The sequence below is a fragment of the Chryseobacterium hagamense genome (assembly GCF_007991455.1).
GTDB lineage: Bacteria > Bacteroidota > Bacteroidia > Flavobacteriales > Weeksellaceae > Chryseobacterium > Chryseobacterium hagamense.
Genome location: NZ_BJYJ01000015.1, coordinates 61,702 through 88,602, shown reverse-complemented (window position 1 = coordinate 88,602; position 26,901 = coordinate 61,702). Strand labels below are relative to the sequence as shown.

The following is a 26,901-nucleotide window of genomic DNA, read 5'->3' as shown; positions in this document are numbered from 1 at the left end:
GCTGATGCCGGACAATTCTACAGATAAATCTGGAACTGAACGATGAATTCCCCTTTTGAAGAAGGACTTTCCGTTGGGCTGGTATACACCGGCCTGGTGGAATACTGGGTGGTGATTTTGGCGTGTTGGCCGTCCAGGAACCAGTTGGCCCCAAAGTCGAATTGTGAGGATGATTTGTCCAAGGCCTCAAAACTTTTGTGCGTGTAGGCTGCAAAAGGCTGAATCCTGATCTTGGGTTTTTCCGCCTGGCTGGGCAGCAACAGCCCGGCCTGTGCATAGATCATATTTCCGGTCCCGATCACAGGTTGCAGGTTTCCGGGTCCGGCAATGGCTTTCTGACCGATAAAGTTCGGATCGGAAGCGGCGATGTTCATGGTTCCCAGGTTTCTCAGGTAATTCGGGCCGAACTGGTAATTGTAATAACCGGCATAGGCAGAAACGGCCATTTTATTTTTGGCACTGCCCAAAGGAATGTCGGCAAAAGCATCTACTGCAAAAAGGGTAATGTCGTGTTTTTCGATATTCGAATTCACGGAAGTCCGCGTTCCGTCTTTTTGATGGTAAAATCCGGCACCTAGGTTAAAGACTTTTTTTGTCCCTAAATAAGAACCTACCTTAAAAGGCAGTGTATTGGATTCCTCATCCAGAAACTGGTATTCCACGTAGCCTGCTTTTGAGAAATTCGGGTTTCCGTTGTTGTCTACGGCTACCGCCTTTGAAGGATCGGTAACGTTGGGCGGAGTAAGATCGGTGGCAAAAGGTTTGTTCAGGCTGAAGCGGTATTCCAGTTTTCCGTATTTTCCTTTGGCGAACATTCCCAGCTGGCGGGCAAACTGGTCGGAATTGTCGATCAGCGGCCAGGTAAAGACAGGGGAGTCTACCGTAAGGAAATTCAGCGTGGAAGCCATGGTCATCCGGGAAAGTCCCATATAATAATGCAGTCCGGCTCCTAAGGATAAACTGAATTTTCCGGCTTCTCCGGGCAGGAATACAGCGTATTCGTTCCACGCATCATGGAAAAACAGCTGGGTCTTTTTCCCGTTGCCGTTGCCTCCGGTACCGCTGGTTCCCGGTGCACCGCCGTTGATGAAGGTCTGGTTGTTGATCCCGAAGTGGAGGAGGATCATGTATCTTTTGGAGATCTGGGCATACGCCAGGGTGCGCAGCCTGCGGTTTCCCAGGCTCCAGGAATTGTCGGTAGGTTCTCCGCCCACCATGCTTCCGGGATTCATTTCGGTATTTCTCAGCCAGAACTGATCCCATAAAATAAACCTCACATATTTGTCACCCTGTTGATTCAGGTTGAGTTTCAGTCCGCTCCCATAATCCGGTGATCCCTGGGAATATAGAGAATTGCTGATTAAAGCTAATCCGATAAAAGTGAGTATTTTCTTCATAAATTATCAATTTTTGGCGTTATTTTTTGCAAAAGCCAAATTGTAATTAATAATTTAGTTATGAAAATTTAATATATACTAATGCTAAAGGTATAGTTTTGAGTTATAAATGATCAGTTCTAAGGTTAAAATTATAATATGAATTTCTATTTCTATTTCATAACTCATAACTATCAACTTATAACTCACGACTCATTGTTTATTTTTTAAATCTTTCCCATTTGATCAGCATGTATTTATCTGCAAATTGAGTAATGATCAGTCCTGAATTTTTAATGTTTTCCTCTTTGGACATATATTCGATCAGTTCATTCTGCTTCAGGATTTTATAGACGGGATGGAACTCCGAATGAGGGGGCCTGGTAATGTTGTATTTCTTGATCCATGAACTGATGGTAACATGGGAAACCCCGATGATTCTTTCGATTTCACGGAAGCTCAGACCTTCGAGGTACAGCTGCAGTGCTTTGGTTACATAATAGTCGTCAATCTGTTTTCCCAGTTTTTTCACGGTAAAATAATATCCGCAGTCTTTGCAGAGAAAACGTTGTTTTTCATTGATGATCCCGCTCTTTACTACTTTGATGCTGTTGCACTTAGGACACTGATTATCCATTACCTATATCTTTTTAGCAAATATATAATAATTTAGCAATATATTAATTTAACATAAAGATAAATTAACTTTTTAATAATATTTTAACCTAAAAAATATCTTTAAAATTTGTTTTTTAAAGTAATAATATTTTAAATTTGCTGAAAAATTCAGATAAATACATGGATATAGAAGTTTCCTCATCCATTCATCTGATGTATGTGAATGAAATACAGCAGGAAATGTATGATTCTGCCCAGCGCAGAGGAACGGGAATCGCCAAGCGTTCCATCGAGTACCTCAGTAAAAAAATTGCTGAAGGAAACGCGGTAGTAGCGACGGATAACGGGAAATGGGTAGGTTTCTGTTATATAGAAACCTGGTCCCACGGTCAGTTTGTGGCCAATTCCGGACTGATTGTCTCTCCGGAGTTCAGGCATCTGGGCGTGGCTACCCTGATCAAGGATAAAGTATTCGCTTTATCGCGGAATAAGTATCCCGAAGCCAAGATTTTCGGATTAACGACCGGGCAGGCGGTTATGAAGATCAACAGTGATCTCGGTTACAAGCCGGTGATTTATTCCGAACTCACCCAGGATGAAGAATTCTGGAACGGCTGTAAAAGTTGCGTGAATTACGATATCCTGATGAAAAAGGAAAGGAAAAACTGTCTTTGTACAGCCATGCTTTTCGTTCCTGAAAATAAAAAAAAGAACAGTGCTGAAAATAGTCAGCCGGATAATCGATACAATAATGAGCAAGAAAGTAGTTTTAGCGTTTAGCGGAGGTCTGGATACCTCTTACTGTGCCAAATATCTCAGCGAGACCCTGGGGTATGAGGTATATGCAGTGACTGTAAACACCGGAGGTTTTTCCAGGGAAGAAGAAAAAGAGCTGGAGAGGAGGGCCCTGAATCTCGGGGTGAAAGAATACAGGTGCGTTGCCGCTCAGGAAGACTATTATAATTCTTGTGTAAAATTTCTGGTTTTCGGAAACGTGCTGAAAAACAATACCTATCCGCTGTCGGTAAGTGCGGAACGTACCATCCAGGCGCAGGAAATTGCTAAATATGCCATAGAAACCGGTGCCGATGCGATAGCTCACGGAAGTACCGGCGCCGGAAACGATCAGGTGCGTTTTGACCTGATTTTCCAGGTGATGTGTCCGGAGGTGGAAATTATTACGCCGATCCGTGACCTGTCTCTTTCCCGCGAGGAAGAGATTGAATTCCTGAAGAGCCACGGCTGTGAGATGGAATTCCATAAAGCGCAGTATTCTGTGAATAAAGGACTTTGGGGAACTTCGGTAGGTGGAAAAGAAACACTGACTTCCCGGAACAGCCTGCCGGAAGAAGCTTTTCCGTCGCAGATTAAAGAAACCCGACCATCGGAACTGGAAATTGAATTCAAAAACGGGGAAGTTACCGCCGTGAACGGGGAAGATGTTGAACATCCGGTATACGCCATCCAGAAAATAGAGCAACTGGCTTCGGCATACGGCATCGGAAGGGATATTCACGTAGGAGATACGATTGTTGGAATCAAAGGCAGAGTAGGCTTTGAAGCGGCGGCGGCCTCTGTGATTATTAAAGCACATCATTTACTGGAAAAGCATACGCTCTCCAAATACCAGCAGATGATGAAGTCCCAATTGTCCGACTGGTATGGGAACTGGCTTCACGAAGCGCTTTTCCTGGATCCTGTGATGCGAAACATCGAATCGTTTCTGGCTGATTCCCAGAAAACGGTGAGCGGTAAAGTATTTATCACCCTCCATCCGTACCGGTTTGTTTTAAATGGCATCGAATCCGTACACGATTTAATGTCCGATAAATTCGGAAGCTACGGGGAGGCCAACAGGGCCTGGACCGGCGATGATGTGAAGGGATATACAAAAATTGTAAGCAATTCATTAAATATTTACCATCAGATCAATAAGGCGAATAGCTAATGGCTGCTGGCTTTAAGCTTTGTACTTTAAGTATGTTTAAATTTTTCAAAAATATCAATTTAGTTATATGAAGACGGTAGGAATTATAGGAGCGAACGGTTATACCGGCAGCGAACTGGTCCGTCTTCTGGCCTTTCATCCTGAGGTATCTTTAGGATTTCTGTACAGCCGTTCCCATCCGGGAACAAAAATTTCGGATGGGTATCCGGATCTGGCAGCCGTTTGTGAAATGGAACTGACGGACCGGCCGGAAGAAACAGATGTTCTATTTCTGTGCCTTCCTCATCAGGAGAGCCGGAACTGGCTCGCTCAGAATCCGGTAAAAGATGAAACCCTGGTTATCGATTTAGGAAACGATTTCCGGCTGGATGGAAACTTCGGAGACCGGAATTTTATCTACGGCTTGCCTGAAATCAATAAAGAACAAATTTCTGGAGCTAAAAGTATTGCCAATCCGGGATGCTTTGCGACGGCCATCCAGCTGGCATTGCTCCCATTGGCGGATAAAGGTCTGCTGAATGAAGTATATACCACCGGAATTACAGGGTCTACGGGTGCAGGGCAGTCTTTGCAGGCGACCACGCATTTTACCTGGAGGAACGATAATATTTCGGCCTATAAAACCCTGACGCACCAGCATGTGGATGAGATTCTGCAGCAGCTGGCTGCCTCCGGCTCAAATGAAATCAGCCTGAATTTCGTGCCGTGGCGGGGGGATTTTGCAAGGGGAATTTTTACGAGCTCCACGATAAAAACAGAAGCGGAGTTTTCAGATATTGAACAGTGGTTTAATGATTTTTATGCAGAAGCACCGTTTGTCACGGTAAGTAAGAAAGCCATTGATTTAAAACAGGTTGTCAATACCAATCGCTGTGTGATTCAGATTGAAAAACAGGGGAATGTGATGGTCGTTCACTCAGCGATTGACAATCTGCTGAAAGGAGCTTCCGGACAGGCCGTACAGAATATGAACATCGCCATGGGCTGGGAAGAAAATCTGGGACTGAACCTGAAACCGGCAGCTTTTTAGGTGAAGGGTCAATAAGCCAATGGTCAATCTTTCAGATTATATCAATCATCAATCATCATCTATAATTAAGACATGAATTTATTCAACGTATATCCATTATTTAATATTAAGCCGGTCAAAGCTCAGGGATCATTTCTCTGGGACGACAAAGGAGAGCAATATCTCGATTTCTACGGAGGCCATGCCGTGATCTCCATCGGGCACAACCATCCGCATTATCAGGACAGGTTAAAAGACCAGTTGGAGAAAATATCCTTCTATTCCAACTCGGTTCAGAATGCGCTGCAGACTGAATTGGCGGATAAGTTGGGAAAACTTTCGGGGCTGGAAGATTACCATCTGTTCCTCTGCAATTCAGGAGCAGAGGCCAATGAAAACGCCTTAAAGCTGGCTTCTTTTCATAACGGTAAACATAAAGTCCTGTATTTTTCAGGCTCTTTCCACGGGAGGACCTCAGCCGCCGTTTCGGTAACGGATAATCCCAAGATCGTCGCTCCGGTAAATTACGACGAAAGATTTATCAGATCGGAATGGAACAACATCGCACAGCTTGAAGAAATTTTCGAAGAAGAAGGCCATGCGATTTCATCGGTGATCATCGAAGGCATTCAGGGGGTCGGCGGCATTATGATTCCGACAGTAGAATTCTTAAGTAAAATCAAGGAATTGTGCGAAAAGTATGATTCGGTTCTGATCCTGGATGAAGTACAGTCGGGGTATGGAAGAAGCGGCTACTTTTTCGCGCATCAGGAATTTGGAGTTGAAGCCGATCTGATCACAACCGCGAAAGGAATGGGAAACGGTTTCCCGATCGGCGGCGTTCTGATCCATCCGAAATTTAAGGCAAGCAATGGTCTTTTAGGAACTACTTTTGGCGGAAATCATCTTGCGTGTGCGGCTGCCATCGCCGTGCTGGATGTTATGAAAGAGGAAAACCTGATGGAAAATGCCAAGGAGACCGGAGCGTACCTTGAAAATGAAATTAAGAATTTCCCGCATATCAGAAACATCCGCAGGAAGGGTTTAATGATCGGAATCGAGCTCGACCGTGATTGTACGGAAATAAGGAGCAGCCTCCTGTATGATCACCATATTTTTACCGGCAACTCCAATGATAAAACCGTACTGAGGATTCTTCCCGCACTGAATATCAAAAAGGAAGAAACCGACCTTTTTATTAAAGCTTTGAAAACGGTGCTGGAAAATGTAAGTGTGAAAGAGCAGGAAACAGTCATACTTTAATATGATGTGGAAGAATTTAACCACAAAAGTTACAAAAGCTTTTTGACACATAAGTCACATAAGATTTTAGTTTACAGTATTGCGGGTATTTTTAGATCACAGAAGATAAAAAATCGAAGATTTTTCAGGTAACGTTTTATTTTGAAAGATTAACGGTCCGGTGGCTGAGGTTCTCGAAGCCACGCTGCGTTCCGTTAAAGAATTTAACCACAAAAGTTACACAAGCTTTTTGACACATTAGCATAAGATTTAAAATTGAAGAGTTACGAATATTTAGATCACAGAAGAAGAAACCTCGAAGAGGTTCGCCGATTCATAAATAATAAAAATACTTGAGGCAAAATCAAAGATTTTCAATGGTTTTGGTTCGCTGGTGGTTGAAATTCGATGACCCGGTGGCTAGCGGAGTCGAAGCCACGTCATCATCCATGTAAGAAAAAAAACAATAACCGGAGGCTCCTAAAAATGTATTACAATGAAAAAGTTTACTGCTGTAAGTGATGTTGACAACTTACAGGAAATCATAAAGAAAGCATTGCTCATCAAAGAAAATCCGCTCTCGGAACCGGATAAAGGGAAAGGAAAAACCATCGGACTGGTCTTTTTGAACTCCAGTTTACGGACCCGTTTGAGCAGCCAGATTGCCGCACAGAATTTAGGGTTGAATGTCTTAACCTTAAATGCCGCACAGGAAGCGTGGAACCTGGAATTCGCAGACGGCGCGGTGATGAACGGCGATACGGTAGAGCACATCAAAGACGCCATCGAAGTCCTGAACCAGTATTGCGATATTATTGCCGTACGCTGTTTTGCCGGGATGAAAAACAAGGAAGATGATGTGAATGAAAGCATCCTGAGCCAGTTTGAGCAGCACGCAAAAGTTCCGGTTATTTCTCTCGAATCTGCCACACGGCATCCTTTGCAGAGCCTGGCAGACTGTATCACGATTACCGAAAACCGGACCGGAGAACGGAAACCGAAAGTGGTTCTTACCTGGGCGCCGCATATCAAGCCGATCGCACAGGCCGTAGGAAATTCTTTTGCCGAATGGATGCAGGAAATGGAGGTCGATTTCGTGATCACCAATCCGGAAGGTTATGACCTGGACCGAAATTTCACCAAAGCGGTACCCGTTATCCACGATCAGGATGAAGCCCTGAAAGATGCCGATTTCGTTTATGTAAAAAACTGGTCGTCCTTTGATGATTATGCGGCAATGCCTGAAGTAAAGGAGAACTGGATGCTGACCAATGAAAAACTCGAAGTGACCAATGATGCTAAAGTCATGCACTGCCTTCCGGTCCGCAGAAATGTGGAGTTAAGCGATGAGGTAATGGACGGAGAAAATTCGATCATTTACCGGCAGGCCAAAAACCGGATTTTTTCGGCACAGGCCGTGTTTTCTGAAATTCTGGATGAACTTAATGCTAAATAATTAAATCTCACAGGTTTTCAAAACCTATGAGGTTTGGAGAAGGTTTGGAAAAAAAGATATGAAAGAAAAATTATACATCATCAAAATAGGCGGCGCACTGATCGACGACGAGGAATTGCTGGAAGAATTTCTTGAGCAGTTTGCAGCGATTCAGGAGAAGAAGATCCTGGTGCACGGCGGCGGCAAACTGGCCACCACTTTAGCGGATAAGCTGGGCATTGAACAGAAGATGGTCAATGGACGGCGGATCACCGATAAAGACACCTTAGATCTGGTAGCTATGGTGTATGCCGGCGGAATCAATAAAAATATCGTGGCCAAACTCCAGCAGAAGAAGTGCAAGGCCATCGGTTTCTCCGGAGCGGACGCGAATTTAATTAAAGCTAAGAAAAGGGAAGATGCGGAAATCGATTTCGGGTTTGTAGGCGATATTACTGAGAAAGGCGTAAACAAAAAGCTGATTTCGAAATTGATGAAACTGGATCTGGTCCCTGTTTTCTCGGCCATCACCCACGATAAGAAAGGCCATCTTTTCAATACCAATGCCGATACCATTGCTTCGGTTATTGCACAGGCGCTGTCTATTAAATATGAAGTGGAATTATTGTATTGTTTTGATAAGGAAGGCGTCCTGGAAGACGTAAACAATCCGGAATCGGTGATCAGGAATATTTCCGAAGAGGAATTTTCTTTATTAAAAAATGAAGGGAAACTGCATAAAGGCATTCTTCCCAAACTTGAAAATGCCCTCGGAGCCGTAAAAAATAAAGTGAACAAAGTATTTCTCATTAAAGAAACCGAACTGAAAAACCATATCGAAAATCATCATGCAGGAACTGAAATCTGTTTATAGCCAGGAAGAATTGCTGGATAACGCCGTAGAATTATTAAAAAGGCTGATTGAAATTCCTTCATTCAGCAAAGATGAATTCAATACCTCGGTGGAGATTGAAAACTTCTTCAGAAAGCATGCGATCCCTACCAAGCGTTTTAAAAATAACATCTGGGCAGTGAACAAAAATTTTGATATTTTCAAACCTTCCGTTTTGCTGAATACCCATCATGACACGGTAAAACCGAACAAAGCCTATACGCTGGATCCGTTTTTGCCAATTGAAAAAGAAGGGAAATTATTCGGGTTGGGAAGTAATGATGCAGGGGCTTCGCTGGTCTCGATGGCGCAGGTTTTTTTACATTTTTATGAAAGGGAAGACCTTCAGTATAACCTGGTGATTGCTTTAACGGCTGAAGAGGAAATATCCGGTTTTGATGGAATCGAAGCCCTTTTTCCGCAGCTTCCGAACATTGAACTCGCTATTGTAGGCGAACCGACACAGATGAACCTGGCGATTGCCGAAAAAGGGCTGCTGGTGATCGACGGCGAAATGAAAGGAACCCCATCTCACGCTGCACATCCGAATGAAGACAATTCGATTGTGAAATGTATGGCAGACCTGCAGGGTATTTTGAACTTCCGGTTTCCGAAAGTTTCAGATTATCTGGGCGAAGTAAAGGTTACGCTCTCCGGGATTCATGCAGGCATTCAGCACAATGTGGTTCCGGAATCCTGTACGTTCACCCTGGATGTACGGGTGACGGATGAATATTCCAATAAAGAAGTCTTCGGGATCATTCAGTCGCAGATGAATTCTGATTTAACAGCACGGTCATTCAGGTTGAATTCTTCAAAAATTGCCCTGGGACATCCGTTTGTAAAAGCGGGACTGGAAATCGGCCGGACCACTTATGGCTCACCAACTTCATCCGACCAGGCCATTATCCCCTGTACATCAGTAAAACTGGGACCCGGCGACAGCACGCGTTCCCATACGGCTGATGAATTTATTTTCATCGAAGAAATCAAAGAGGGAATTGAGATTTATATTAAGATCCTGGAGAAGTTTTTACAGGCTGGGTGAGGGATGATGGATGCCGGAAGTTAGTAATGCCCGAAAGTATATTTTCTTGCAGAATGACAAATTTTTATGATTAATGAAGATAAAGCGGTTAGTAGTGAACTTCCGGTTTCCCGCTTCCATCTTTCAACAAAAAAGAGACTTATGAAAAAAATATGGCAGAAAGATGACCATGCTACCAATACTTTGGTCAATACCTTTACCGTCGGGAAAGACCTCGATTTTGATGAGCGTCTGGCGAAGTACGACGTTAAGGGTTCGATGGCCCACTGCAAAATGCTGGCGGAAGCCGGGATTGTTTCAGTTGAAGAATCGGAACAGATGCTGGTTGTCCTGGCGGAAATTTTAGAGACCATTGAGCAGGGAAATTTTGAAATCGATAAAAATGCAGAAGACATCCATTCGCAAATTGAGTCGGTTCTGATCGCCAGATTAGGAGATATCGGAAAGAAAATCCACACGGCCCGGTCCAGAAATGATCAGGTTCTGGTGGATATCAAACTGTACCTGTTGGATGAAATCAGGGAAACGGCAACATTGACGGATGAATTTTTCCAGCTGCTGATCCAACTGGCCGAACAGCATAAAAACGTACTGCTTCCGGGGTATACCCATCTGCAGGTGGCTATGCCTTCTTCATTCGGATTGTGGTTCGGTGCTTACGCAGAAGCCTTGCTGGATGATATGGAAATGCTGTTTTCGGTAAAAAATATCATTAATAAAAACCCTTTGGGTTCGGCGGCCGGCTACGGTTCTTCATTCCCGATCGACCGGGAAAGTACGACCTATAACCTGGGTTTCCAGTCGATGAACTACAATTCCGTTTATGCCCAGATGACCCGCGGGAAATCCGAGAAAATGCTGGCCATGGCGATGGCCACCCTGGCAGGAACATTGGGGAAATTTTCGTACGATGTATGTTTGTATCTGAGCCAGAATTTTGATTTTATCAGCTTTCCGAAAGAATTTACAACAGGAAGCAGCATTATGCCGCACAAAAAGAATCCGGATATCTTCGAGTTGGTCCGTGCACGGTGCAACCGAATCCAGTCGCTGCCAAATGAGTTTATTTTACTTACGAACAATCTGCCGTCCGGCTATCACCGCGATATGCAGCTTACGAAGGAGATCCTGTTCCCGGCCATCGATTCACTGAAAGAATGCCTGGAGATTTTAAATTATACGTTGCCGAATATTCAGGTAAAGGATGGTATTCTGGAAGATGAAAAGTATAAATACCTGTTCAGTGTGGAGAAGATCAATGAAGAAGTGAAGAACGGCAGCTCTTTCCGGGATGCTTATGTTAAGGTCGGACAGGAAATTGAGAACAATGCCTTCCATTTTAAAATGGAAAATTTAGAGCATACGCATCAGGGAAGTATTGGCAATCTTTGCCTGGATAAAATTGAATATCAGTTTAATAAAGTGAAAAATAAATTGTTGGGGTAAATTAATGATCAGCCAGCCGAAACATTTTGTCAGTCAGTTAAAGAGAATTCTATTTAAAAAAACCTGACTGGATTAGCCTTAATTTTTTTTAATCAATTAAATAACTGAATATAAATTAAAGCGGTTCAAATTCATGTAATTAAGAAGTTTATTCAAAATCCTGATCCACCAAACTGAATTTTAATCTTTCATTTAAATAAACGATTAAAAAATAAATTTAATAAAGCCGGAATCCGTTAGTTATAACCAAGGCCAAAAGCCAATCTTTATAATAAAAAGTGATCTTTTGGCTACGGATAGATTAAGGGAGCAAAAAATATCAGAAGATTAAAGAGTATTCTTTTCTCCCTTTTCGTGATATTTAATAAAACACTGTATTTGAATTAAGCCAGATCAATTTTAAACTTCGTAGATTTCTTCACTTCATGAAGCACAATGGAGCTGTGATATTGCCCGATATTCGGGATGTTTGAAATTACGTTAACGGTAAAATTATTGTAGGAATTAATGTCTTTGGCTATAATTTTCAGCATGTAATCGTATTCGCCGGAAAGGCTGATGATTTCCTGGACTTCATCATGCTGCATGATGTTTTTCTCAAAGGTTTCCAGAACTTTTTTCGACTGTTCCTTAAGCCGGACATTGCAGTAAACCACAATATTCAGTCCCAGTTTTTCCCGGTTTAAAAGGCCGACGTACTTCTCGATAATTCCGTTCTTTTCCAGTTGTTTTATCCGTTCATAAGTCGGTGTGAAGGTAAGGCCGATTCTTTCTGAAATTTCCTTCACTGATAAAGTTGAATCTTCCTGAATGATGCTGAGAATCATCCTGTCTTTTAAATCCATATTGCGGGGGTTTGAGCCGTAAATATACGATTTTATAAAAATGTTTCAACGATTTTACGGTGGATGCTCCGAAACCCTGTTAACAAATGTTTAAAATATAGCTGGGTTGCGGGTTGCCAATGGCAGCATAATTGCTGTAAAATGTCTACCAAAATCCCATACCCATGGACGAAAATATAAATATGGAAACTGTTTCCTGTGCAGATTGTGAAGCCCATCAAAAGTTTGAAGATGAAATTATCACCGGTCTGAAAACCAATCCCAAACACCTGCTTTCAAAATATTTCTACGATCAGAAAGGCGACGTTCTTTTTCAGCAGATCATGAATATGCCGGAATATTACCTCACCGATTGCGAAATGGAAATTTTCACTCAGAAAACCGGTGAACTTGCCGGGGCTATCAAGGCATTTGATGCGCCGTTTGATCTGGTAGAACTGGGTGCCGGTGACGCAACGAAATCTTCACACCTGCTGCAATATCTCGTAAACCAAAATGCCGATTTCACATATATGCCGATCGATATTTCAGGAAATATCATTGCAGTGCTCCGGGAAAGGCTTTCCGGTGAAATTCCCGGACTAGATCTTGTGGGACTGAACGGTGAATATTTTGAAATGCTGGATAAAGCCAATAGCATTTCGTCCCGCAGAAAAGTTATTCTGTTCTTAGGAGGAAATATCGGAAATATGGAAGTGGAGGAAGCGCATGATTTCTGCAGCGAATTGAGGAAGAAGCTTAATCCGGGGGATATTCTTTTGATCGGCTTTGATCTTAAAAAAGATCCGGACATCATTCTTTCTGCTTACAATGATGAAAAAGGGATTACCGCTGCCTTCAACCTGAATCTTCTGGAAAGGATCAATAACGAACTTGACGGAAATTTCAACAGAAATGCATTTAAACACTACCAGACTTACGACCCGCTTTCGGGTGCTTGCCGGAGTTACCTCATCAGTCTGGAAGATCAACAGGTGAGAATCGGAAATGAGCTGATTAATTTCAAAGAGAATGAAGCGGTTTATATGGAAATTTCACAGAAATATGCTTTAGACGAAGCTGATGGCATGGCTTTAAAAAACGGATTCAAACCTATCAATCACATACCGGATTCAAAGGGATGGTTCATTGATGCAATCTGGAAAGTTGTTTAATATAATAAGGTAAAAGTTATGATCGAAGAAAATATTCTCTCTGCTGAAAAAGTAATGCTAAACAGTTACCGGAAAATCAGGAACCGTTCCGTTGAGATCTGTAAGCCTCTTGCCACTGAGGACTATGTGGTTCAGCCGGTGGTGGATGTAAGTCCGCCAAAGTGGCATCTCGGGCATACTACCTGGTTTTTCGAAACCTTCATACTGATCCCGAATTTTGAAGGCTATAAGGTTTTTAATGATCAGTATAATTTCGTGTTCAACAGTTATTATGAAACCATTGGGGCGAGGGTTATCCGCACGGACCGTGGAAATCTAAGCCGGCCTTCCGTATCGGATATTTATAAGTACCGGGAATATGTGGATGCGAATATGGCTGCTTTTTTATCTCAAAATACGATTTCGGATGATCTGAGCACTCTTTTTGAGTTAGGCCTGAACCACGAACAGCAACACCAGGAACTTTTATTAACTGATATTAAATTCATACTGGGTCACAACCCTTTACTTCCGCCTTACGATGAACATTGTGATTGGGAAAAAACTGGCATTCAGAAACAGGGAATGGTCTCTTTTCCCGAAGGGATTTATGAAATAGGATTTGAAGGCGAAGACTTTTGTTTTGATAATGAGCTGAACCGGCATAAAGTATATCTGAATGATTTTGAAATTTCTGCGGGATTGGTCAGCAACGCCGAATACCTTGAATTTATCAGTGACGGAGGGTATACCGATTTCCGGCACTGGCATGCGGAAGGCTGGGACTGGGTGAAGGAAAGTAATGCAGCCGCTCCTTTGTATTGGCATCTGGTTGACGGAAAATGGATGCAGTATACCTTACAAGGATTACAGGAAATCAATCCTGAAGAAGCAGTTTCCCATATCAATTTTTACGAGGCTTCAGCCTTTGCTTCCTGGAAAGGGATGCGCCTTCCTACAGAAGCCGAATGGGAAGTCGCCTCGGATCATTTAGAGTGGGGAAAACGTTGGGAATGGACCGGCAGCGCTTATCTTCCTTATCCGGGCTTTAAGAAAGTGGCCGGAGCGGTAGGGGAATATAACGGGAAATTTATGGTGAATCAGATGGTTTTGCGCGGTGCCTCCATCGCAACTCCGGAAGGACACAGCAGGAATACGTACCGTAATTTCTTTCATGCACGGCTGCAATGGCAGTTTACGGGAATCCGGCTTGCGCGTTAACAAAGGTGCTGTGATATTTCAGTTATAAAAATTAAAAAACAATCAAATTCCGTTTTGTCATTTTGAAGAATTGTCTTATCTTTGCACCTAATGAATAACACAGTATTTATATCATTAGAATTACCGGGCGTAGACGCCCTTTACGATATTTATTTATTTTAAGCGAAGATATTTTCTTCGCTTTTTTTTTGTAAAAATTTTAGAATATTATGTTTACGATTACAGAACTGAGCACCGAGAGAATCAACCGAATAGTACAGGAAGCATTGGGCTTTGCAGAAGGGAAGACTGCCCGAATTGAAGGAGACGTATTCTGTTCCAACCTTTTCTTTGAAGACAGTACCCGGACGAAGACCAGCTTTGATATTGCCGAAAGAAAATTAGGATTGCAGGTCGTTCCGTTCGATGCCTCCAACAGTTCCGTAAACAAAGGCGAAAGTTTATACGATACGGTAAAAACAATTGAAAGCCTGGGCGTGAACCTGGTGGTGATCAGGGATAAAAAAGACCGGTATTTCGATGAGCTGAAAAACATTAAAATCCCTGTGATCAACGGAGGCGACGGTACCGGGAACCACCCATCCCAGTGTATGCTCGACCTGATGACGATCTATCAGGAATTCGGGAAATTCGAAGGACTGAAAGTAGGCATTGTAGGCGACGTAAAACACAGCCGGGTGGCCAATTCCAATGCCGAAGCTCTGAGAAGACTGGGGGCTAAAGTTTATTTTTCCGGTCCGGAACAGTGGTTCGACGAAGGAGCCCTGATCAACGGGACTTACCTGAGTGTTGACGAAATGATTCATGAAGTGGACGTGCTGATGCTCCTGAGAATCCAGCACGAAAGGCACGATTCCAAAATGAGCTTCTCCGCTTCCGAATACCACCGAAAATACGGATTGACCAAGGAAAGGGAAAGAGCTATGAAAAAAGAAGCCATCATCATGCACCCGGCACCCATCAACCGCGGCGTGGAAATCGATACCGACCTCGTGGAATGCGGACGTTCAAGGATATTCAGGCAGATGCAGAACGGCGTTTTTGCCAGGATGGCCATCTTGAAGGAAGCCCTGGAGAAAGAAGGATATACCTTTAAATAAGAACCACGTAAAAAGGTAAAAGTAAAAAGTTTGATGTGTCCTGAATCAACAATTCAGCAGAATCAAATATCCACCGCAAAATTCCCCTCCTCCGGAGGAGTGGCAAAATTCTTTGAATTTTGACGGGGTGGTTTAAAAAAAATTAAGTAAGAATAAAATAATAAGAGATAAAAGTTTAAAATGAAGAAAAAATTAATACTTGAGTCCGGTGAAGTGTTTCATGGAAAAGGTTTCGGAGCAGCGTTGGAAACGGCAGGAGAAGTGGTTTTCAATACCGGAATGACGGGGTATCAGGAACTTATTTCCGACCCTTCCTACTGCGGACAGATTGTTTGCATGACCTATCCGCTTATCGGTAATTATGGTATTAACCGTGACGATTATGAAAGCATCGAGCCGGCCATCAAAGGGCTGATCGTAAAAGAACTCTGCGATTTCCCCTCCAACTTCCGTACGCAGATTACGCTGGATGAGCTGTTTAAAAAGAAAAACCTTTCCGGGATTTCAGGAATAGACACCCGGAGGCTGACGAGAGTGCTCCGTAACCACGGCGTTGTAAAAGGAAAGATCGTGAATGCCGATGCTGACGAAAACACCGTCGTTGCCGAATTAAAATCAACCACCTTCCCAACCAACCAGGTGGAAACGGTATCTACGAAGACGCCATATGCCAATCCGGGCAGAGGACTGAAAGTGGTGCTGGTGGATTTCGGTTCCAAATTAGGAATCATCCGCGAACTGTCTCAGAGAAACTGTGACATTACCGTGGTTTCACAGGATGTAACGGCAGAAGAAATCTTATTAATGAATCCGGACGGGGTGATGCTGTCCAACGGTCCCGGTGATCCTGAAGACAACCAGCAGGCCCTGGAAATGATCCGCGGAATCTTAGGGAAAGTGCCGATCTTCGGAATCTGTTTAGGGCACCAATTGATCGGGCTAGCTTGTGGTGCCAGAACATTTAAGCTGAAATTCGGACACCGTGGAGGAAACCATCCGGTTCTGGATCTGGAAAATAACAAAGTGGCCATCACTTCCCAGAACCACGGATATGCCGTAGACCAGGAAAGCTTAAAAGATACGGACCTTATCGAAACGCATATTGCACTGAATGACAGGACCAACGAAGGCCTGAAGCATAAGATCCACCCTTGTTTCTCGGTACAATACCACCCGGAAGCAAGCCCGGGCCCTGAAGATGCAAATTACCTGTTTGATGATTTCATCGAGATGATGAACGAATTTAAAAACGTACCGGTTTAACAATCCGTAATATATATCGGTTTCCATCCGCATGACGGAATGATATATCTACCGAACCATGAAATGGTTCAATGACAATGACCACGGCTAAAACCGTGCAAAACAACAATGAATGCGGATCATCTCCGTAACGGAAAAATTAAAAAAAATAAAATGGCAAAACGTACAGATATAAAAACAATTTTGGTAATCGGATCAGGACCCATCATCATCGGTCAGGCAGCTGAATTCGATTATGCAGGGACACAGGCCTGCTTATCTTTGAGAGAGGAAGGCTATAAAGTCATTCTGATCAACTCCAACCCGGCAACGATCATGACGGATGTGGAAATCGCGGACAAGGTATACATCGAACCCATTTCCCTTCAGTTTGTAAGCCACATCATCAGAAAAGAACGTCCGGACGCACTGTTACCGACCTTAGGAGGCCAGACCGGACTGAACATGGCGGTAGAGCTGGAAAAATCAGGGATTCTTGAAGAGTGCAAAGTTGAGGTATTGGGAACCAAACTTTCAGCCATCAACCGGGCGGAAGACCGTGATCTTTTCCGTGAGCTGATGAGAGAACTGAATGAGCCGGTACCGGAATCCGATATTGTAAATACGGTAGAGGGCGCATTGGATTTTGCCGACAGAATCGGTTATCCGGTCATCGTCCGTCCTGCCTTTACAATGGGCGGAACAGGAGGCGGAATCGCTTCCAACGAGGCAGAACTGAAAGAAATTGCTGAACTGGGATTAAAGCACAGCCCGGTGACGCAGTGTCTGATCGAGAATTCCATTGCCGGTTTCAAAGAAATCGAATACGAGGTAATGCGTGATGCCAATGACAACGCCATCGTGGTTTGTAACATGGAGAACATCGATCCGGTGGGTGTACATACCGGAGATTCGATCGTCGTGGCACCTTCCCAGACGCTTTCAGACAGAGAATACCAATTGCTGAGAAATGCTTCCCTGAAAATCATCAGAGCGTTGGGTATCGAAGGGGGATGCAATGTGCAGCTGGCCTTAGACCCTCATTCATTCAACTATTACATCATCGAGGTAAACCCTAGGGTTTCCCGTTCATCGGCTTTAGCATCAAAAGCAACAGGATACCCGATTGCAAAGATCGCTGCCAAAATTGCGGTAGGATTAACGCTGGATGAAATCATGAACCCGGTAACGGGAAAAACATACGCCTGCTTCGAACCGGCCCTGGACTATGTGGTAACGAAGTTCCCGAGATTCCCGTTCGATAAGTTTGAAACGGCAGACCGGAGATTATCCACCCAGATGAAAGCGACGGGTGAGGTAATGGCCATCGGAAGAAACTTCGAGGAGTCTTTACAGAAGGCCATCCGTTCCCTGGAAACCGGAATCAAGCATCTGGGACTGAAAACAAAACAGGCACAGGCTTTAACGGAAGAGGAAATCGAAAGAAGAATCAGGGTTTGTGATGACGAGAGACTGTTCATCATCGGTGATGCCCTGAGAAGAGGCTACGACTGGGAACAGATTGTGGAATGGAGCAAGATCGATAAATTCTTCATCTGGAAACTGAAAAAACTGGTTGATTTCGAGAAAACGATTGCTGAAAATAAATTTGATAAAGAAATATTAATTGAATCGAAAAAGCTTGGTTTTGCCGATGTAAACATCGCAATTCTCTGGAATGTTACCGAGCGGGAAGTCTTCAATTTCAGAAAAGAAAACGGAATCATGCCGGTCTACAAAATGGTGGATACCTGTGCCGCAGAGTTTGAATCTGAAACGCCTTATTTCTACGGAACTTACGAAGAAGAAAACGAAAGTGTGGTTTCCGACAAGGAAAAGATCATCGTACTGGGTTCAGGACCGATCAGAATCGGACAGGGGGTAGAATTCGACTATGCAACGGTTCACTCCGTTTGGGCGATCAAGGAAATGGGTTACGAAGCCATCATCATCAACAATAACCCGGAAACGGTTTCCACCGACTTCTCGATCTCAGACAAACTGTATTTTGAACCGCTGACGGAAGAAGACGTAATGAACATCATCGAGCTTGAACAACCGAAAGGGGTCGTGGTACAGTTCGGGGGGCAGACGGCCATCAATTTAGCCGATAAATTAGCTTCCCACGGCGTTCAGATTTTAGGAACTACGCTGGAAGATTTAGACAGAGCGGAAAACAGGGATAAATTTGAAAAAGCACTGCAGGAAATGCAGATTCCTCAGCCGCTGGGGAAAACTTCAACGTCTAAGGAGGAAGCCATCGAGATTGCCAACGAAATCGGATATCCGGTGTTGGTGCGTCCGAGCTACGTCCTGGGAGGGCGTGCGATGGAAATCGTTTATTCTGAAAGCGAACTGGCACATTATATGGAGTTTGCCGTAGATGCAAGTCCGGAACATCCGGTATTGGTTGACCGCTATATGGTTGGAAAAGAAATCGAAGTCGATGCCATCTGCGACGGTGAAACGGTAGTGATCCCGGGAATCATGGAGCATATCGAAAGGGCAGGGGTCCACTCCGGAGACTCGATCGCCGTATATCCTCCACAGAATATTTCGCAGAGCGAGATCGACACTTTGGTGGATTATACCCAGAGACTGGCCAAAGGCCTCAAAGTAGTCGGATTGATGAATATCCAGTACGTTCTTTTCGAAGGGAATGTGTATGTCATCGAGGTAAATCCGCGTTCATCAAGAACGGTTCCTTTCCTTTCCAAAATCACGGAAGTGCCGATGGCCAACCTGGCTACGAAGGCCATTTTAGGTCAGAAACTAGCTGATCTGGGATATAAAAACGGACTGGTTCCGAATAAGGAAGGCGTTTTCGTAAAAGTACCGGTCTTCTCTTTCTCCAAACTAACGAAAGTGGATATCTCCCTGGGCCCTGAAATGAAGTCTACCGGAGAAGTCATGGGGAAAGACACCACTCTGGAAAAAGCCCTTTACAAAGGACTGGTTGCCGCAGGAAGAAAAGTTCCGATGCACGGTTCCATCCTCTTTACCGTAGCCGATAAGCATAAGCAGGAAGCTGCAGACCTGGCGGCAAGATTCCATGAAGTAGGCTTCAGGATCTGGGCTACGGAAGGAACGGCAAAATTCTTCGGAGAGCAGGGGATTCCTTGTAAAATAGGATATAAAATCGGTGAAGATGACGTCAACCTGATCGACCTGATCCAGAAAGGAAAAGTGCAGTATGTAGTGAATACGATGACGAAAGGAAAGCAGTCTGAAAGAGACGGATTCCAGATCAGAAGGATGTCCGTAGAAAACGGCGTACCTTGCCTCACTTCCATGGATACCGTAGAAGCCATCCTGAAAGTTATTGAAAGTATGAGCTTTAAGATGGAAACGATGTAGTTTTCGGATCTTTTTAAATAAATAAAAGCGGGAGATTTTTTCTTCCGCTTTTTTTGGGTATTGCTCAGGATTTTGGGAAGTGTGGAGTACTGTATAAATCCTGAGGTATCGATTTTCTTTTTTAATTTTGTAAATGAAATGTACGGAATGATCTTCATCGGAAGTTAGGAGCAAATAGTTCTTAGCTCAAACCTAACAGGTTTCCAAAATCCGTTAGGTTTTTACGTAATACCTGAACCGTCGTACTGATCATTTTCCGCTGCAGCATCAAACTTCAGGCATCCCGTAAAATAAAATTTGATCCGGTATTCTCAACATCTTCGCTTGTCCGGTCAGAACATAAACAAGGCTTTTGTTTACATGAATTTGATTTTTAAGGAGCTTTTTCCCGCTATCCGCTGTATCTTTTTCTGCCGCCGCTCCGGGCCATTTCAGAAAAAGGATGCCGCTGCTATCGGGGCTATAAACCCCATAGGTTTCCAAAACCAAAGTATTCTGGAAATAAAAGATTGCCCTTAGTTTACAGTAATCCAGACTGTATTTAACTTATATTCAATTGTTTAATCAATTAAAAATTAAAATTAAGTTTATTTATTCAGAATTTTAAATAAGAGCACGATCAGACAATGATAAAAGATTTAGTTTGATCATCAGAACCTTTGATCCTATTTTGACAAAAGAAACTTCCGGCATCCGGCTTCCCTCTTCCAACCTGTTCATACAGGTTCTTTTTCGGGTTCACATTAGTTTATTTTAAAATAAACATCCGTAAAATATCTGCTGGGCATGATATAAACCGTCTTCCGTTCCGCGTCAAAAATCCAGTTGAACCTTTTCAGAACATCGGCGCCGAGATAGCTTGCTTTCTGGGTTTTAAGTTCTCCGGTAAAAAATCCTGCGGATACTTCTTTGAGCGCAAATTTTCCGATCTTCAGCATCGGCAGGATCCCGTTCTTGGTGGTGATGCTTTTTCCGGCTGAGTTCCTCAGTGTTTTTTTACCGGTGATTTTTAATTTTTGGTCGAGATCTTTTCCGTCGGCAAAGACGTTGCTGTAAATAATTCCGCCGGAATAGCCGGATTGCAGGAGAAAACCGGTACTTACAGGTTTCCCGGCTATAATGTTTTCTGCCTGAATAAAAAGCTGTCCGTTCCGGTACATTAATGGAATGGCCCGGTAACCTTTCAGGTCGGGCATGGTTTCATACACGACAAACCGGCTGTTATCATAATCGATTTTAAAAATTTTTCCTTTAAAGATTCCGGTCCCGATCTTCCCGTCCGCTTCATGACCGGTGAGCTCATTATCAAAAAAACGGATGTCCCGAAAGGAATGTTTTCCAATGGATACCGTATTTCCGTCACTGATTCCGTCCTTGAAAACAATATGACCGGCACTTCTTTTCCGTTCCGGGGAAATCGAAGCTTCTTCCATCGCAATCTGGAACATGAGATCTAAAGAATCTTTCCCGTTGACCTCCGCTTTAACGATGAGGTTATTGTATTTCGTCATTCTGAACGGAATGATTTCCTGCGCATCGATAACGGATAAAGAAAATAAAAACAGAAAGAGTGAGGTTATTTTGAACATCTGATGATTTTAACTGGACGTAAAAATAAAATTAGTTTTTATCCGGACCAAAAGAATAACGGAAAAGAAATTTTATATCTTTAAACACTGAAAGCTAATAACACAGGAAACTATGACGAAATATCAGCAGAGGGTCGCCGAAATCTATCATTTTTTCGACAACAAAGACACTGTTTTAGGACTTAGAAAATTGCTCGACTGTGCAATGGATACCCAAAATATGGAGATCTACCGGGAAGCGGTGGAACTCACCGACTGGAAAGAAACCCATAGCCATTCCGTGGAAGAACTCAGCGGCAGATCAAAGGACCTGCTGGATAAAATGGGTAAAATCGGGGTGGAAGAACGTGTGGAAAAAGAGGCTGTGCTCCGCGCCCGGAACATTGTAAAATCTTACGGCAGCCGCCGCTTTTCTTTAGGTCCGGTCTCTGTAGAAATCCGTAAAGGACAAGTGTATGGTCTGGTAGGAGAGAACGGTAACGGAAAGACCACTTTGCTGAGGATCCTGGCAAAAGAAATTTCTCATGACGGAGGCGAACTGCGCTATTCGTTCAATAAAAATCCGGAGAATGATTATGACCTCCGTACGAAGCTGGTCTACATTCCCCAAAGAACGGAAAAATGGTACGGAAGCCTTAAAGACAATCTTAAGTTTGTCCTTGCCAACTACGGAATTTCTTCCGAAGAAAATGAAACCCGGACCTTAATGATGATTGCCCGCCTCGGTCTCTGGAACTACAAAGACCTGAAATGGAGCGAGCTTTCCTCCGGATATAAAATGCGCTTTGAGCTGGCACGCACCCTTCTGAGGAAACCGGAAATTTTGCTTCTCGACGAACCTCTTGCCAACCTCGACGTCCTGGCACAGCAGGTAATTCTGGAAGATCTTAAATCAATAGCCAATTCGGTGAACAATCCTATCGCGCTTATCCTGAGCTCGCAGCAGCTTTACGAAGTGGAGAAGGTTTCAGATAAGGTGATTTTCCTGAAAAACGGTCAGTACAAAGACAATTCTGAGTTTTCCGACAACGGAAATGCCGGGCTGATTATTGAAATTGATACGGCGAATTCAAGGGAAGCGCTTCTCCAGGTTTTTGAAAACCTTCATCTCGAAAAACTGAATTTCAACGGCGGAATCTATATAGCTCATTTTTCGGCCGGCACGGCATTCCATGAAGTGATGTCGGCGCTGGGAAAAGCAAAAACGGAAATCGTTTACATCCGGAATATTTCATCTTCAACCCGACGATTTTTCGTAAGCTAATTTTTCTTCCAAATCTGACAAAAAATGCAAAAAATAAATAAATTCAACCAATACCTGCTGGAAAAATACCCTACAGTCTGGAATACAAAAATCGTATGGATGCTTCTGGCAGGGATTGTTATCCATATTTTATTTTTCATCATCGGCTATGTCTCTCACGCCGACCCTTCGTCTTTACAGAAACAGGAGGTCAAAGACGACTATTTCCGCGACGGGATGATCTTTATCCACCTGATCATTTCCGTGCTGATGATCGTGGGATGGCTCATTATGATGCTTAAAAACAATGCCTTTAAAAACTTTTATCCCTCCTCCAAAGAAAAACTGTTTTTACAGTTTGTACAGTATTTCGTCATCCTCTTCGTGAGTACGACGTTCTATTTTTCGTATATGGCAGGCTTTAAAATGTTTATTAAAAACAGGTATCCGGACCGGCAGATGTCGGAATATGTGGAGGTCATCAACAGGGCGAATGCTTTCCTGTCCCAGAATCCCGAGTATTACACTTTAGACAACAGGACCTTTCCTCAGTTTTATGATATTTACTGTGAAACCGATATCAATAAGATAGACCGCAGCCAAAAGTATTTTGTATACTACAACCGGGTTTACCAATACAACACCCTGTATGCGAAAACGGTTTATCAGAAAGACCGTTACGGCAATTTTCTCTTTCCGGCAAATGAAGACCGGAAGAGACTCGCTTACAGCAAAAATAATGCGAATTCATTAACCTACTATTTCAAAAAGGACGTGGTGGATCTGTCTCCCTATATCAATACCACAGGCTTTACGTATTATAATTTTTCAGTGGTTTTTTATGAAAATGATCTCCAAGAACAATTACACCTTAGTCCGGAAGAGATGTATGGTGACGATCATGATCATGTGATTGAAGAGCATTACAAAAAGAAAAAATTTGAAATCAACAGGCTGACTACGGAATTGCTGAATAGGAAAAATCCGGCGGAAATCGGGAAACTGCTGGCAAGATTTCTTGATATTTCGAAAAAATTCGGCATCAGAAATAACCTTGATGCAAAAGGCTGGCTGAAAACAGTCTATCAGCCCGATGATTTTAAGGTCCGGTATTTCATCAAAAAATACAAGCCGGAGCAGGGTGAAGAATACGACCTGAACAAGATGCCATTGGATGAAGAAGGAAATTACGTTTATACTGAAACGGTAGCCGATTCTGCCGCCGCAGTTGTTGATGGAACCGTAGTAAATGATTCCGTTCAGATCAGGAATTTTAATCCCGATATCGAAAAACAGCTTTCTCCTGAAAAATATTTTAAAAATAACATGACGGATTATTACTATTACACCGATGATCTTTCCAGTCTTTTAAAGAATGTAGACCTGATAAAATCGACGGATTTCTTTTCGGAAAATATTCATGTTTATATCTGGATTGCCTTCTTTCTGGCGACCGTCATTTTCAACTTCAGGATTACCGGACTGAAACCTCTTCTCTTCAGCATGATCAGCGCAGGGGTTCTGCTTCTGGCAGTTGTCCTGATCTCGGTACTGTTTTCGGCTTCTTTCGGAAGAAACAATCTTGAATTTTTTATCTCCTATTTTGGTCTTGCTATCGGGCTCATCATTTTGCTGGGGCCGGTTGTAATGATGAAAAGGCTGGGAAAGCTGGTAGCTTCCCTTTTTATAAATATTTCTGTGAATGCTTTTGTTCTTTTCCTGCTGCTGATCTTTTTTATCATCCATCTCCATCAGTTGGAAAGCTGTAAAAGTGTAAATGTAATGTCGTATGAATGCAAGACCATTATCACAACCCTGGAATTCAACCTGAGTTATATGATTTTGGTCGGCGGATTTGTTTTTCTGTATCTGTATACCTCCGTCCTTCAACGGTGGAAAGCAATGCCGGAATAACCGTCAATATAAATTTAAACCCAATAATTAATTTTATGAGATTTTTAGATTATACTAAATTAATTCTTAGTTTTGCACTGTAGTAATCATGTATGAAAAAATATTTATTAGCAACTCTTTTCATTTCTCTTTTATCTTGCGGGGTTTCCGATGATTTTGAAAATCAATCTGGTAATCCGTTAAATACAAAAATCAGGACACTTACTGTTCAGGATGAAGAAATTCAGAATGGAAATGCAACATTATACGAAAAATTGGATTTTAAATTTGAATACAGTCAGAACAAGCTGGTTAAAATATGGGATATTCATAATAATTATACAGAGGAGCTGTCTTACGTAAATAATTCAATAAAAAATATAAATATTAGTGGATACTTATATCCTCAGCTATCAAATCATCTGTTTTTTAAAGTGAAGAGAAATTTATTTTATGATAACAATCAAAGGATAATAAAATCTGAAGCTGTAGAGAATACCGGCAATTACAGATATACAACCTTTGAATATCCTTCTGCTGATATAATTATTGCAAAAACTTATCTTCAGAATACTTTTGATGGTAGTATTGTATGGTCACAAAAATCTGTTATTTATTTAAGTAATGGCAATGTGGAGAAAGTCGAACTATGGGAAAATACCATTCCTGCTATGAGGTCTAAGGTTACAAAATATGAATATGACCAAAAAATAAATCCTAACTTTTTGATCGATGTAAACAGAATTTTGGCTTTGCCTGAATATTCATTTAATGTTTTTGAGCTTCAGGATTATTCGCAGATTTCTAGGAACAACGTTATTAAAAAAACGAAATATACGGTAGATAACAATATAGAATCGGTATCTGAAATTGTAAATGTTCATTTTAGTTATCAGAATAATGACCTTCCTTCAAGCATTTATTTACAATATGATTATCCGGGAAATACAGGATTAAAAGTTTCAGCGATTTATGGATATTAATATTCAGGAAATTTCAGAACTTGGTAACATATAATAAAGCTTTCTTCATATAAGATCAAGCAACACTGTAAAATATATTGAAACTAAAAATATTTATCATTGGGAAGGTTATTCTTTTTTGATTTCGTAATTTTAGACAAAATTTAAAAAAGTGAAAAAAATAGTATTTGCAGCCTGCCTTGCGGCTTCGGTCTTTAGTTTTGCCCAGGATTATTCGGTACCGGCGGCCAGTCCGCGCCAGACGGTTGAACAGCAGTTTTCGATGTCTAAAATCACGATCGACTACGGAAGACCGGGCGTAAAAGGAAGAAAGATTTTCGGTGAACTGGTCCCGTACGGACAGGTGTGGAGAGCGGGAGCCAACTCCTCCACGAAAATCACCTTCGGGCAGTCGGTGAACTTCGGCGGAAAAATTGTTCAGGCCGGAACCTACGGTTTATTCATCGTTCCTACGGAAAAAGAATGGAAAGTGATTTTAAATAAAGATTTCCAGCAGTGGGGCGCCTTTACCTACGATCCGAGACAGGATGTCGTCGACATTACCGTTCCGGTAAACAAGCTGGCCGACAAACAGGAGTGGTTTGAGATTACCCTGAACCCAACCGATGAAAACTCGGCCAACCTGGTGCTGAAATGGGACTATGCCCAGGCAGAAGTGCCGTTGAAGCCTTCGAAGCCTGAGGCGGTAACAAAGATTGCCGAAAAGCTGAAAGAGATCAAGAAAATTGAATCCGACGCGGCCAAAACAAAAAGCTAAGCCATGAACTTTTCTATTCAGACGGTTTTAGAAAACGAAACATATCAGTTGATCCCCTTACAGCAAGGGGATTTTGAATCTTTATACGAAGTGGCTTCCGATCCTGAAGTGTGGATGCAGCACCCCAACAAAGACCGGTATAAAAGGGAAGTCTTCGAAACTTTTTTTCAGGGAGCCATCGAAAGTGGAGGTGCCTTTAAAATTGTAGAAAAAGCAACCGGGGATATCCTGGGAAGCACCCGTTTTTATGATTTTGATGAAGATCGAAACAGCATATTTATCGGCTACACGTTTTACGGCACCAAATCCTGGGGGAAAAAGATCAACCCACAGATCAAGAAGCTGATGCTGGATTACATTTTCCAATTTGTTGATACCGTTTATTTCCATGTCGGAAAAGACAATATGCGGTCGCGGACTGCCATGGAAAGGCTGGGTGCAGAAAATCTGGGTGAGCACGAAGTGGCTTACTTCGGCGAACCTTCCAGAATCAATATTTTATACCAGATCCAAAAATAAATTTT

The 26,901-nt window shown here is 42.7% G+C and carries 23 protein-coding genes; 18 read left to right on the top strand and 5 right to left on the bottom strand.

The genetic code is table 11. The features are described 5' to 3' along the window. Window positions 1–17: 17 nt before the first annotated feature. Window positions 18–1,397, bottom strand: coding sequence for a porin (locus CHA01nite_RS13600; RefSeq protein WP_146942261.1), 1,380 nt, complete (start codon window positions 1,395–1,397; stop codon window positions 18–20). A 199-nt stretch (window positions 1,398–1,596) separates the two neighbouring features. After that, window positions 1,597–2,013, bottom strand: coding sequence for an IS1/IS1595 family N-terminal zinc-binding domain-containing protein (locus CHA01nite_RS13595; RefSeq protein ID WP_146942259.1), 417 nt, complete (start codon window positions 2,011–2,013; stop codon window positions 1,597–1,599). Between the two features lie 161 nt (window positions 2,014–2,174). On the opposite strand from CHA01nite_RS13595, the gene CHA01nite_RS13590 reads away from it, so the two are divergent. The 8 genes from CHA01nite_RS13590 (at window position 2,175) to argH (ending at window position 11,014) form a co-directional block, all read left to right on the top strand. Continuing rightward, complete coding sequence (locus CHA01nite_RS13590; protein ID WP_146942257.1) at window positions 2,175–2,774, top strand: GNAT family N-acetyltransferase; 600 nt, start codon at window positions 2,175–2,177, stop codon at window positions 2,772–2,774. Further along, window positions 2,746–3,942 (top strand): argininosuccinate synthase, encoded by a 1,197-nt coding sequence (locus CHA01nite_RS13585; protein ID WP_146942255.1) that lies wholly within the window; start codon window positions 2,746–2,748, stop codon window positions 3,940–3,942. Before CHA01nite_RS13590 ends, CHA01nite_RS13585 begins: the two co-directional genes overlap by 29 nt. A gap of 67 nt (window positions 3,943–4,009) precedes the next feature. Further along, complete coding sequence (argC, locus tag CHA01nite_RS13580; RefSeq protein ID WP_146942253.1) at window positions 4,010–4,972, top strand: N-acetyl-gamma-glutamyl-phosphate reductase; 963 nt, start codon at window positions 4,010–4,012, stop codon at window positions 4,970–4,972. A 72-nt stretch (window positions 4,973–5,044) separates the two neighbouring features. Continuing rightward, complete coding sequence (locus CHA01nite_RS13575) at window positions 5,045–6,214, top strand: aspartate aminotransferase family protein (RefSeq protein WP_146942251.1); 1,170 nt, start codon at window positions 5,045–5,047, stop codon at window positions 6,212–6,214. Between the two features lie 475 nt (window positions 6,215–6,689). Next, window positions 6,690–7,649 carry a Rossmann-fold NAD(P)-binding domain-containing protein gene (locus tag CHA01nite_RS13570; protein WP_146942249.1) on the top strand — a complete coding sequence of 320 codons (960 nt, stop codon included), beginning with the start codon at window positions 6,690–6,692 and terminating at the stop codon, window positions 7,647–7,649. A 58-nt stretch (window positions 7,650–7,707) separates the two neighbouring features. Then, a complete protein-coding gene (gene argB / locus CHA01nite_RS13565) occupies window positions 7,708–8,502 on the top strand; it encodes an acetylglutamate kinase (RefSeq protein WP_146942247.1) in 795 nt (264 codons plus the stop codon). Beyond that, window positions 8,477–9,568 carry a M20 family metallo-hydrolase gene (locus CHA01nite_RS13560; RefSeq protein ID WP_146942245.1) on the top strand — a complete coding sequence of 364 codons (1,092 nt, stop codon included), beginning with the start codon at window positions 8,477–8,479 and terminating at the stop codon, window positions 9,566–9,568. The genes argB and CHA01nite_RS13560 overlap by 26 nt, the downstream gene beginning before the upstream one ends. A 141-nt stretch (window positions 9,569–9,709) precedes the next feature. Then, window positions 9,710–11,014: an argininosuccinate lyase gene (gene argH / locus CHA01nite_RS13555; protein WP_146942243.1), complete on the top strand. Its 1,305-nt coding sequence runs from the start codon at window positions 9,710–9,712 to the stop codon at window positions 11,012–11,014. 383 nt (window positions 11,015–11,397) lie between these two features. Here argH and CHA01nite_RS13550 read toward each other — a convergent pair whose 3' ends face one another. Continuing rightward, window positions 11,398–11,859, bottom strand: coding sequence for an Lrp/AsnC family transcriptional regulator (locus CHA01nite_RS13550; protein WP_146942241.1), 462 nt, complete (start codon window positions 11,857–11,859; stop codon window positions 11,398–11,400). A gap of 164 nt (window positions 11,860–12,023) precedes the next feature. Between CHA01nite_RS13550 and CHA01nite_RS13545 the strand changes: the two genes are divergently transcribed. From CHA01nite_RS13545 to carB, 5 genes are all read left to right on the top strand, one after another. Next, window positions 12,024–13,013 carry an L-histidine N(alpha)-methyltransferase gene (locus CHA01nite_RS13545; RefSeq protein WP_146942239.1) on the top strand — a complete coding sequence of 330 codons (990 nt, stop codon included), beginning with the start codon at window positions 12,024–12,026 and terminating at the stop codon, window positions 13,011–13,013. 18 nt (window positions 13,014–13,031) lie between these two features. Beyond that, window positions 13,032–14,213, top strand: coding sequence for an ergothioneine biosynthesis protein EgtB (egtB, locus tag CHA01nite_RS13540; RefSeq protein ID WP_228458415.1), 1,182 nt, complete (start codon window positions 13,032–13,034; stop codon window positions 14,211–14,213). 209 nt (window positions 14,214–14,422) lie between these two features. Next, entirely contained in the window at window positions 14,423–15,313 is an 891-nt protein-coding gene (locus tag CHA01nite_RS13535; RefSeq protein WP_146942237.1) for an aspartate carbamoyltransferase catalytic subunit, read from the top strand. Window positions 15,314–15,493: 180 nt separating this feature from the next. Continuing rightward, window positions 15,494–16,576 carry a carbamoyl phosphate synthase small subunit gene (locus CHA01nite_RS13530; protein ID WP_146942235.1) on the top strand — a complete coding sequence of 361 codons (1,083 nt, stop codon included), beginning with the start codon at window positions 15,494–15,496 and terminating at the stop codon, window positions 16,574–16,576. 153 nt (window positions 16,577–16,729) lie between these two features. After that, window positions 16,730–19,912, top strand: coding sequence for a carbamoyl-phosphate synthase large subunit (carB, locus tag CHA01nite_RS13525; RefSeq protein ID WP_146942233.1), 3,183 nt, complete (start codon window positions 16,730–16,732; stop codon window positions 19,910–19,912). A gap of 267 nt (window positions 19,913–20,179) precedes the next feature. On the opposite strand, the gene CHA01nite_RS13520 is transcribed toward carB, so the two are convergent. Next, entirely contained in the window at window positions 20,180–20,395 is a 216-nt protein-coding gene (locus tag CHA01nite_RS13520) for a hypothetical protein (RefSeq protein ID WP_146942231.1), read from the bottom strand. Window positions 20,396–20,655: 260 nt separating this feature from the next. After that, on the bottom strand, window positions 20,656–21,501 hold the full coding sequence (locus tag CHA01nite_RS13515) for a hypothetical protein (protein ID WP_146942229.1): 846 nt from the start codon (window positions 21,499–21,501) through the stop codon (window positions 20,656–20,658). A gap of 112 nt (window positions 21,502–21,613) precedes the next feature. Between CHA01nite_RS13515 and CHA01nite_RS13510 the strand changes: the two genes are divergently transcribed. The 5 genes from CHA01nite_RS13510 to CHA01nite_RS13490 all read left to right on the top strand — a co-directional run bounded on the left by CHA01nite_RS13510 (window position 21,614) and on the right by CHA01nite_RS13490 (window position 26,896). Further along, a complete protein-coding gene (locus tag CHA01nite_RS13510; protein ID WP_146942227.1) occupies window positions 21,614–22,765 on the top strand; it encodes an ABC transporter ATP-binding protein in 1,152 nt (383 codons plus the stop codon). Between the two features lie 24 nt (window positions 22,766–22,789). Continuing rightward, window positions 22,790–24,658, top strand: coding sequence for a hypothetical protein (locus CHA01nite_RS13505; RefSeq protein ID WP_146942224.1), 1,869 nt, complete (start codon window positions 22,790–22,792; stop codon window positions 24,656–24,658). Window positions 24,659–24,750: 92 nt separating this feature from the next. Further along, window positions 24,751–25,620 carry a hypothetical protein gene (locus CHA01nite_RS13500; RefSeq protein WP_146942222.1) on the top strand — a complete coding sequence of 290 codons (870 nt, stop codon included), beginning with the start codon at window positions 24,751–24,753 and terminating at the stop codon, window positions 25,618–25,620. A gap of 151 nt (window positions 25,621–25,771) precedes the next feature. Beyond that, entirely contained in the window at window positions 25,772–26,377 is a 606-nt protein-coding gene (locus CHA01nite_RS13495) for a DUF2911 domain-containing protein (protein WP_146942220.1), read from the top strand. Between the two features lie 3 nt (window positions 26,378–26,380). Further along, window positions 26,381–26,896 (top strand): GNAT family N-acetyltransferase, encoded by a 516-nt coding sequence (locus CHA01nite_RS13490; RefSeq protein ID WP_146942218.1) that lies wholly within the window; start codon window positions 26,381–26,383, stop codon window positions 26,894–26,896. Window positions 26,897–26,901: the final 5 nt, after the last annotated feature.

Coding starts and splice junctions, on each gene's coding strand:
- CHA01nite_RS13545 (WP_146942239.1), top strand. CDS start 12,024: ATGGACGAAAATATAAATATGGAAACTGTTTCCTGTGCAGATTGTGAA.
- CHA01nite_RS13595 (WP_146942259.1), bottom strand. CDS start 2,013: ATGGATAATCAGTGTCCTAAGTGCAACAGCATCAAAGTAGTAAAGAGC.
- CHA01nite_RS13560 (WP_146942245.1), top strand. CDS start 8,477: ATGCAGGAACTGAAATCTGTTTATAGCCAGGAAGAATTGCTGGATAAC.
- CHA01nite_RS13500 (WP_146942222.1), top strand. CDS start 24,751: ATGAAAAAATATTTATTAGCAACTCTTTTCATTTCTCTTTTATCTTGC.
- CHA01nite_RS13510 (WP_146942227.1), top strand. CDS start 21,614: ATGACGAAATATCAGCAGAGGGTCGCCGAAATCTATCATTTTTTCGAC.
- CHA01nite_RS13505 (WP_146942224.1), top strand. CDS start 22,790: ATGCAAAAAATAAATAAATTCAACCAATACCTGCTGGAAAAATACCCT.
- CHA01nite_RS13590 (WP_146942257.1), top strand. CDS start 2,175: ATGGATATAGAAGTTTCCTCATCCATTCATCTGATGTATGTGAATGAA.
- CHA01nite_RS13600 (WP_146942261.1), bottom strand. CDS start 1,397: ATGAAGAAAATACTCACTTTTATCGGATTAGCTTTAATCAGCAATTCT.
- egtB (WP_228458415.1), top strand. CDS start 13,032: ATGATCGAAGAAAATATTCTCTCTGCTGAAAAAGTAATGCTAAACAGT.
- CHA01nite_RS13570 (WP_146942249.1), top strand. CDS start 6,690: ATGAAAAAGTTTACTGCTGTAAGTGATGTTGACAACTTACAGGAAATC.
- carB (WP_146942233.1), top strand. CDS start 16,730: ATGGCAAAACGTACAGATATAAAAACAATTTTGGTAATCGGATCAGGA.
- argH (WP_146942243.1), top strand. CDS start 9,710: ATGAAAAAAATATGGCAGAAAGATGACCATGCTACCAATACTTTGGTC.
- CHA01nite_RS13585 (WP_146942255.1), top strand. CDS start 2,746: ATGAGCAAGAAAGTAGTTTTAGCGTTTAGCGGAGGTCTGGATACCTCT.
- CHA01nite_RS13535 (WP_146942237.1), top strand. CDS start 14,423: ATGTTTACGATTACAGAACTGAGCACCGAGAGAATCAACCGAATAGTA.
- CHA01nite_RS13530 (WP_146942235.1), top strand. CDS start 15,494: ATGAAGAAAAAATTAATACTTGAGTCCGGTGAAGTGTTTCATGGAAAA.
- CHA01nite_RS13515 (WP_146942229.1), bottom strand. CDS start 21,501: ATGTTCAAAATAACCTCACTCTTTCTGTTTTTATTTTCTTTATCCGTT.
- argC (WP_146942253.1), top strand. CDS start 4,010: ATGAAGACGGTAGGAATTATAGGAGCGAACGGTTATACCGGCAGCGAA.
- CHA01nite_RS13575 (WP_146942251.1), top strand. CDS start 5,045: ATGAATTTATTCAACGTATATCCATTATTTAATATTAAGCCGGTCAAA.
- argB (WP_146942247.1), top strand. CDS start 7,708: ATGAAAGAAAAATTATACATCATCAAAATAGGCGGCGCACTGATCGAC.
- CHA01nite_RS13550 (WP_146942241.1), bottom strand. CDS start 11,859: ATGGATTTAAAAGACAGGATGATTCTCAGCATCATTCAGGAAGATTCA.
- CHA01nite_RS13490 (WP_146942218.1), top strand. CDS start 26,381: ATGAACTTTTCTATTCAGACGGTTTTAGAAAACGAAACATATCAGTTG.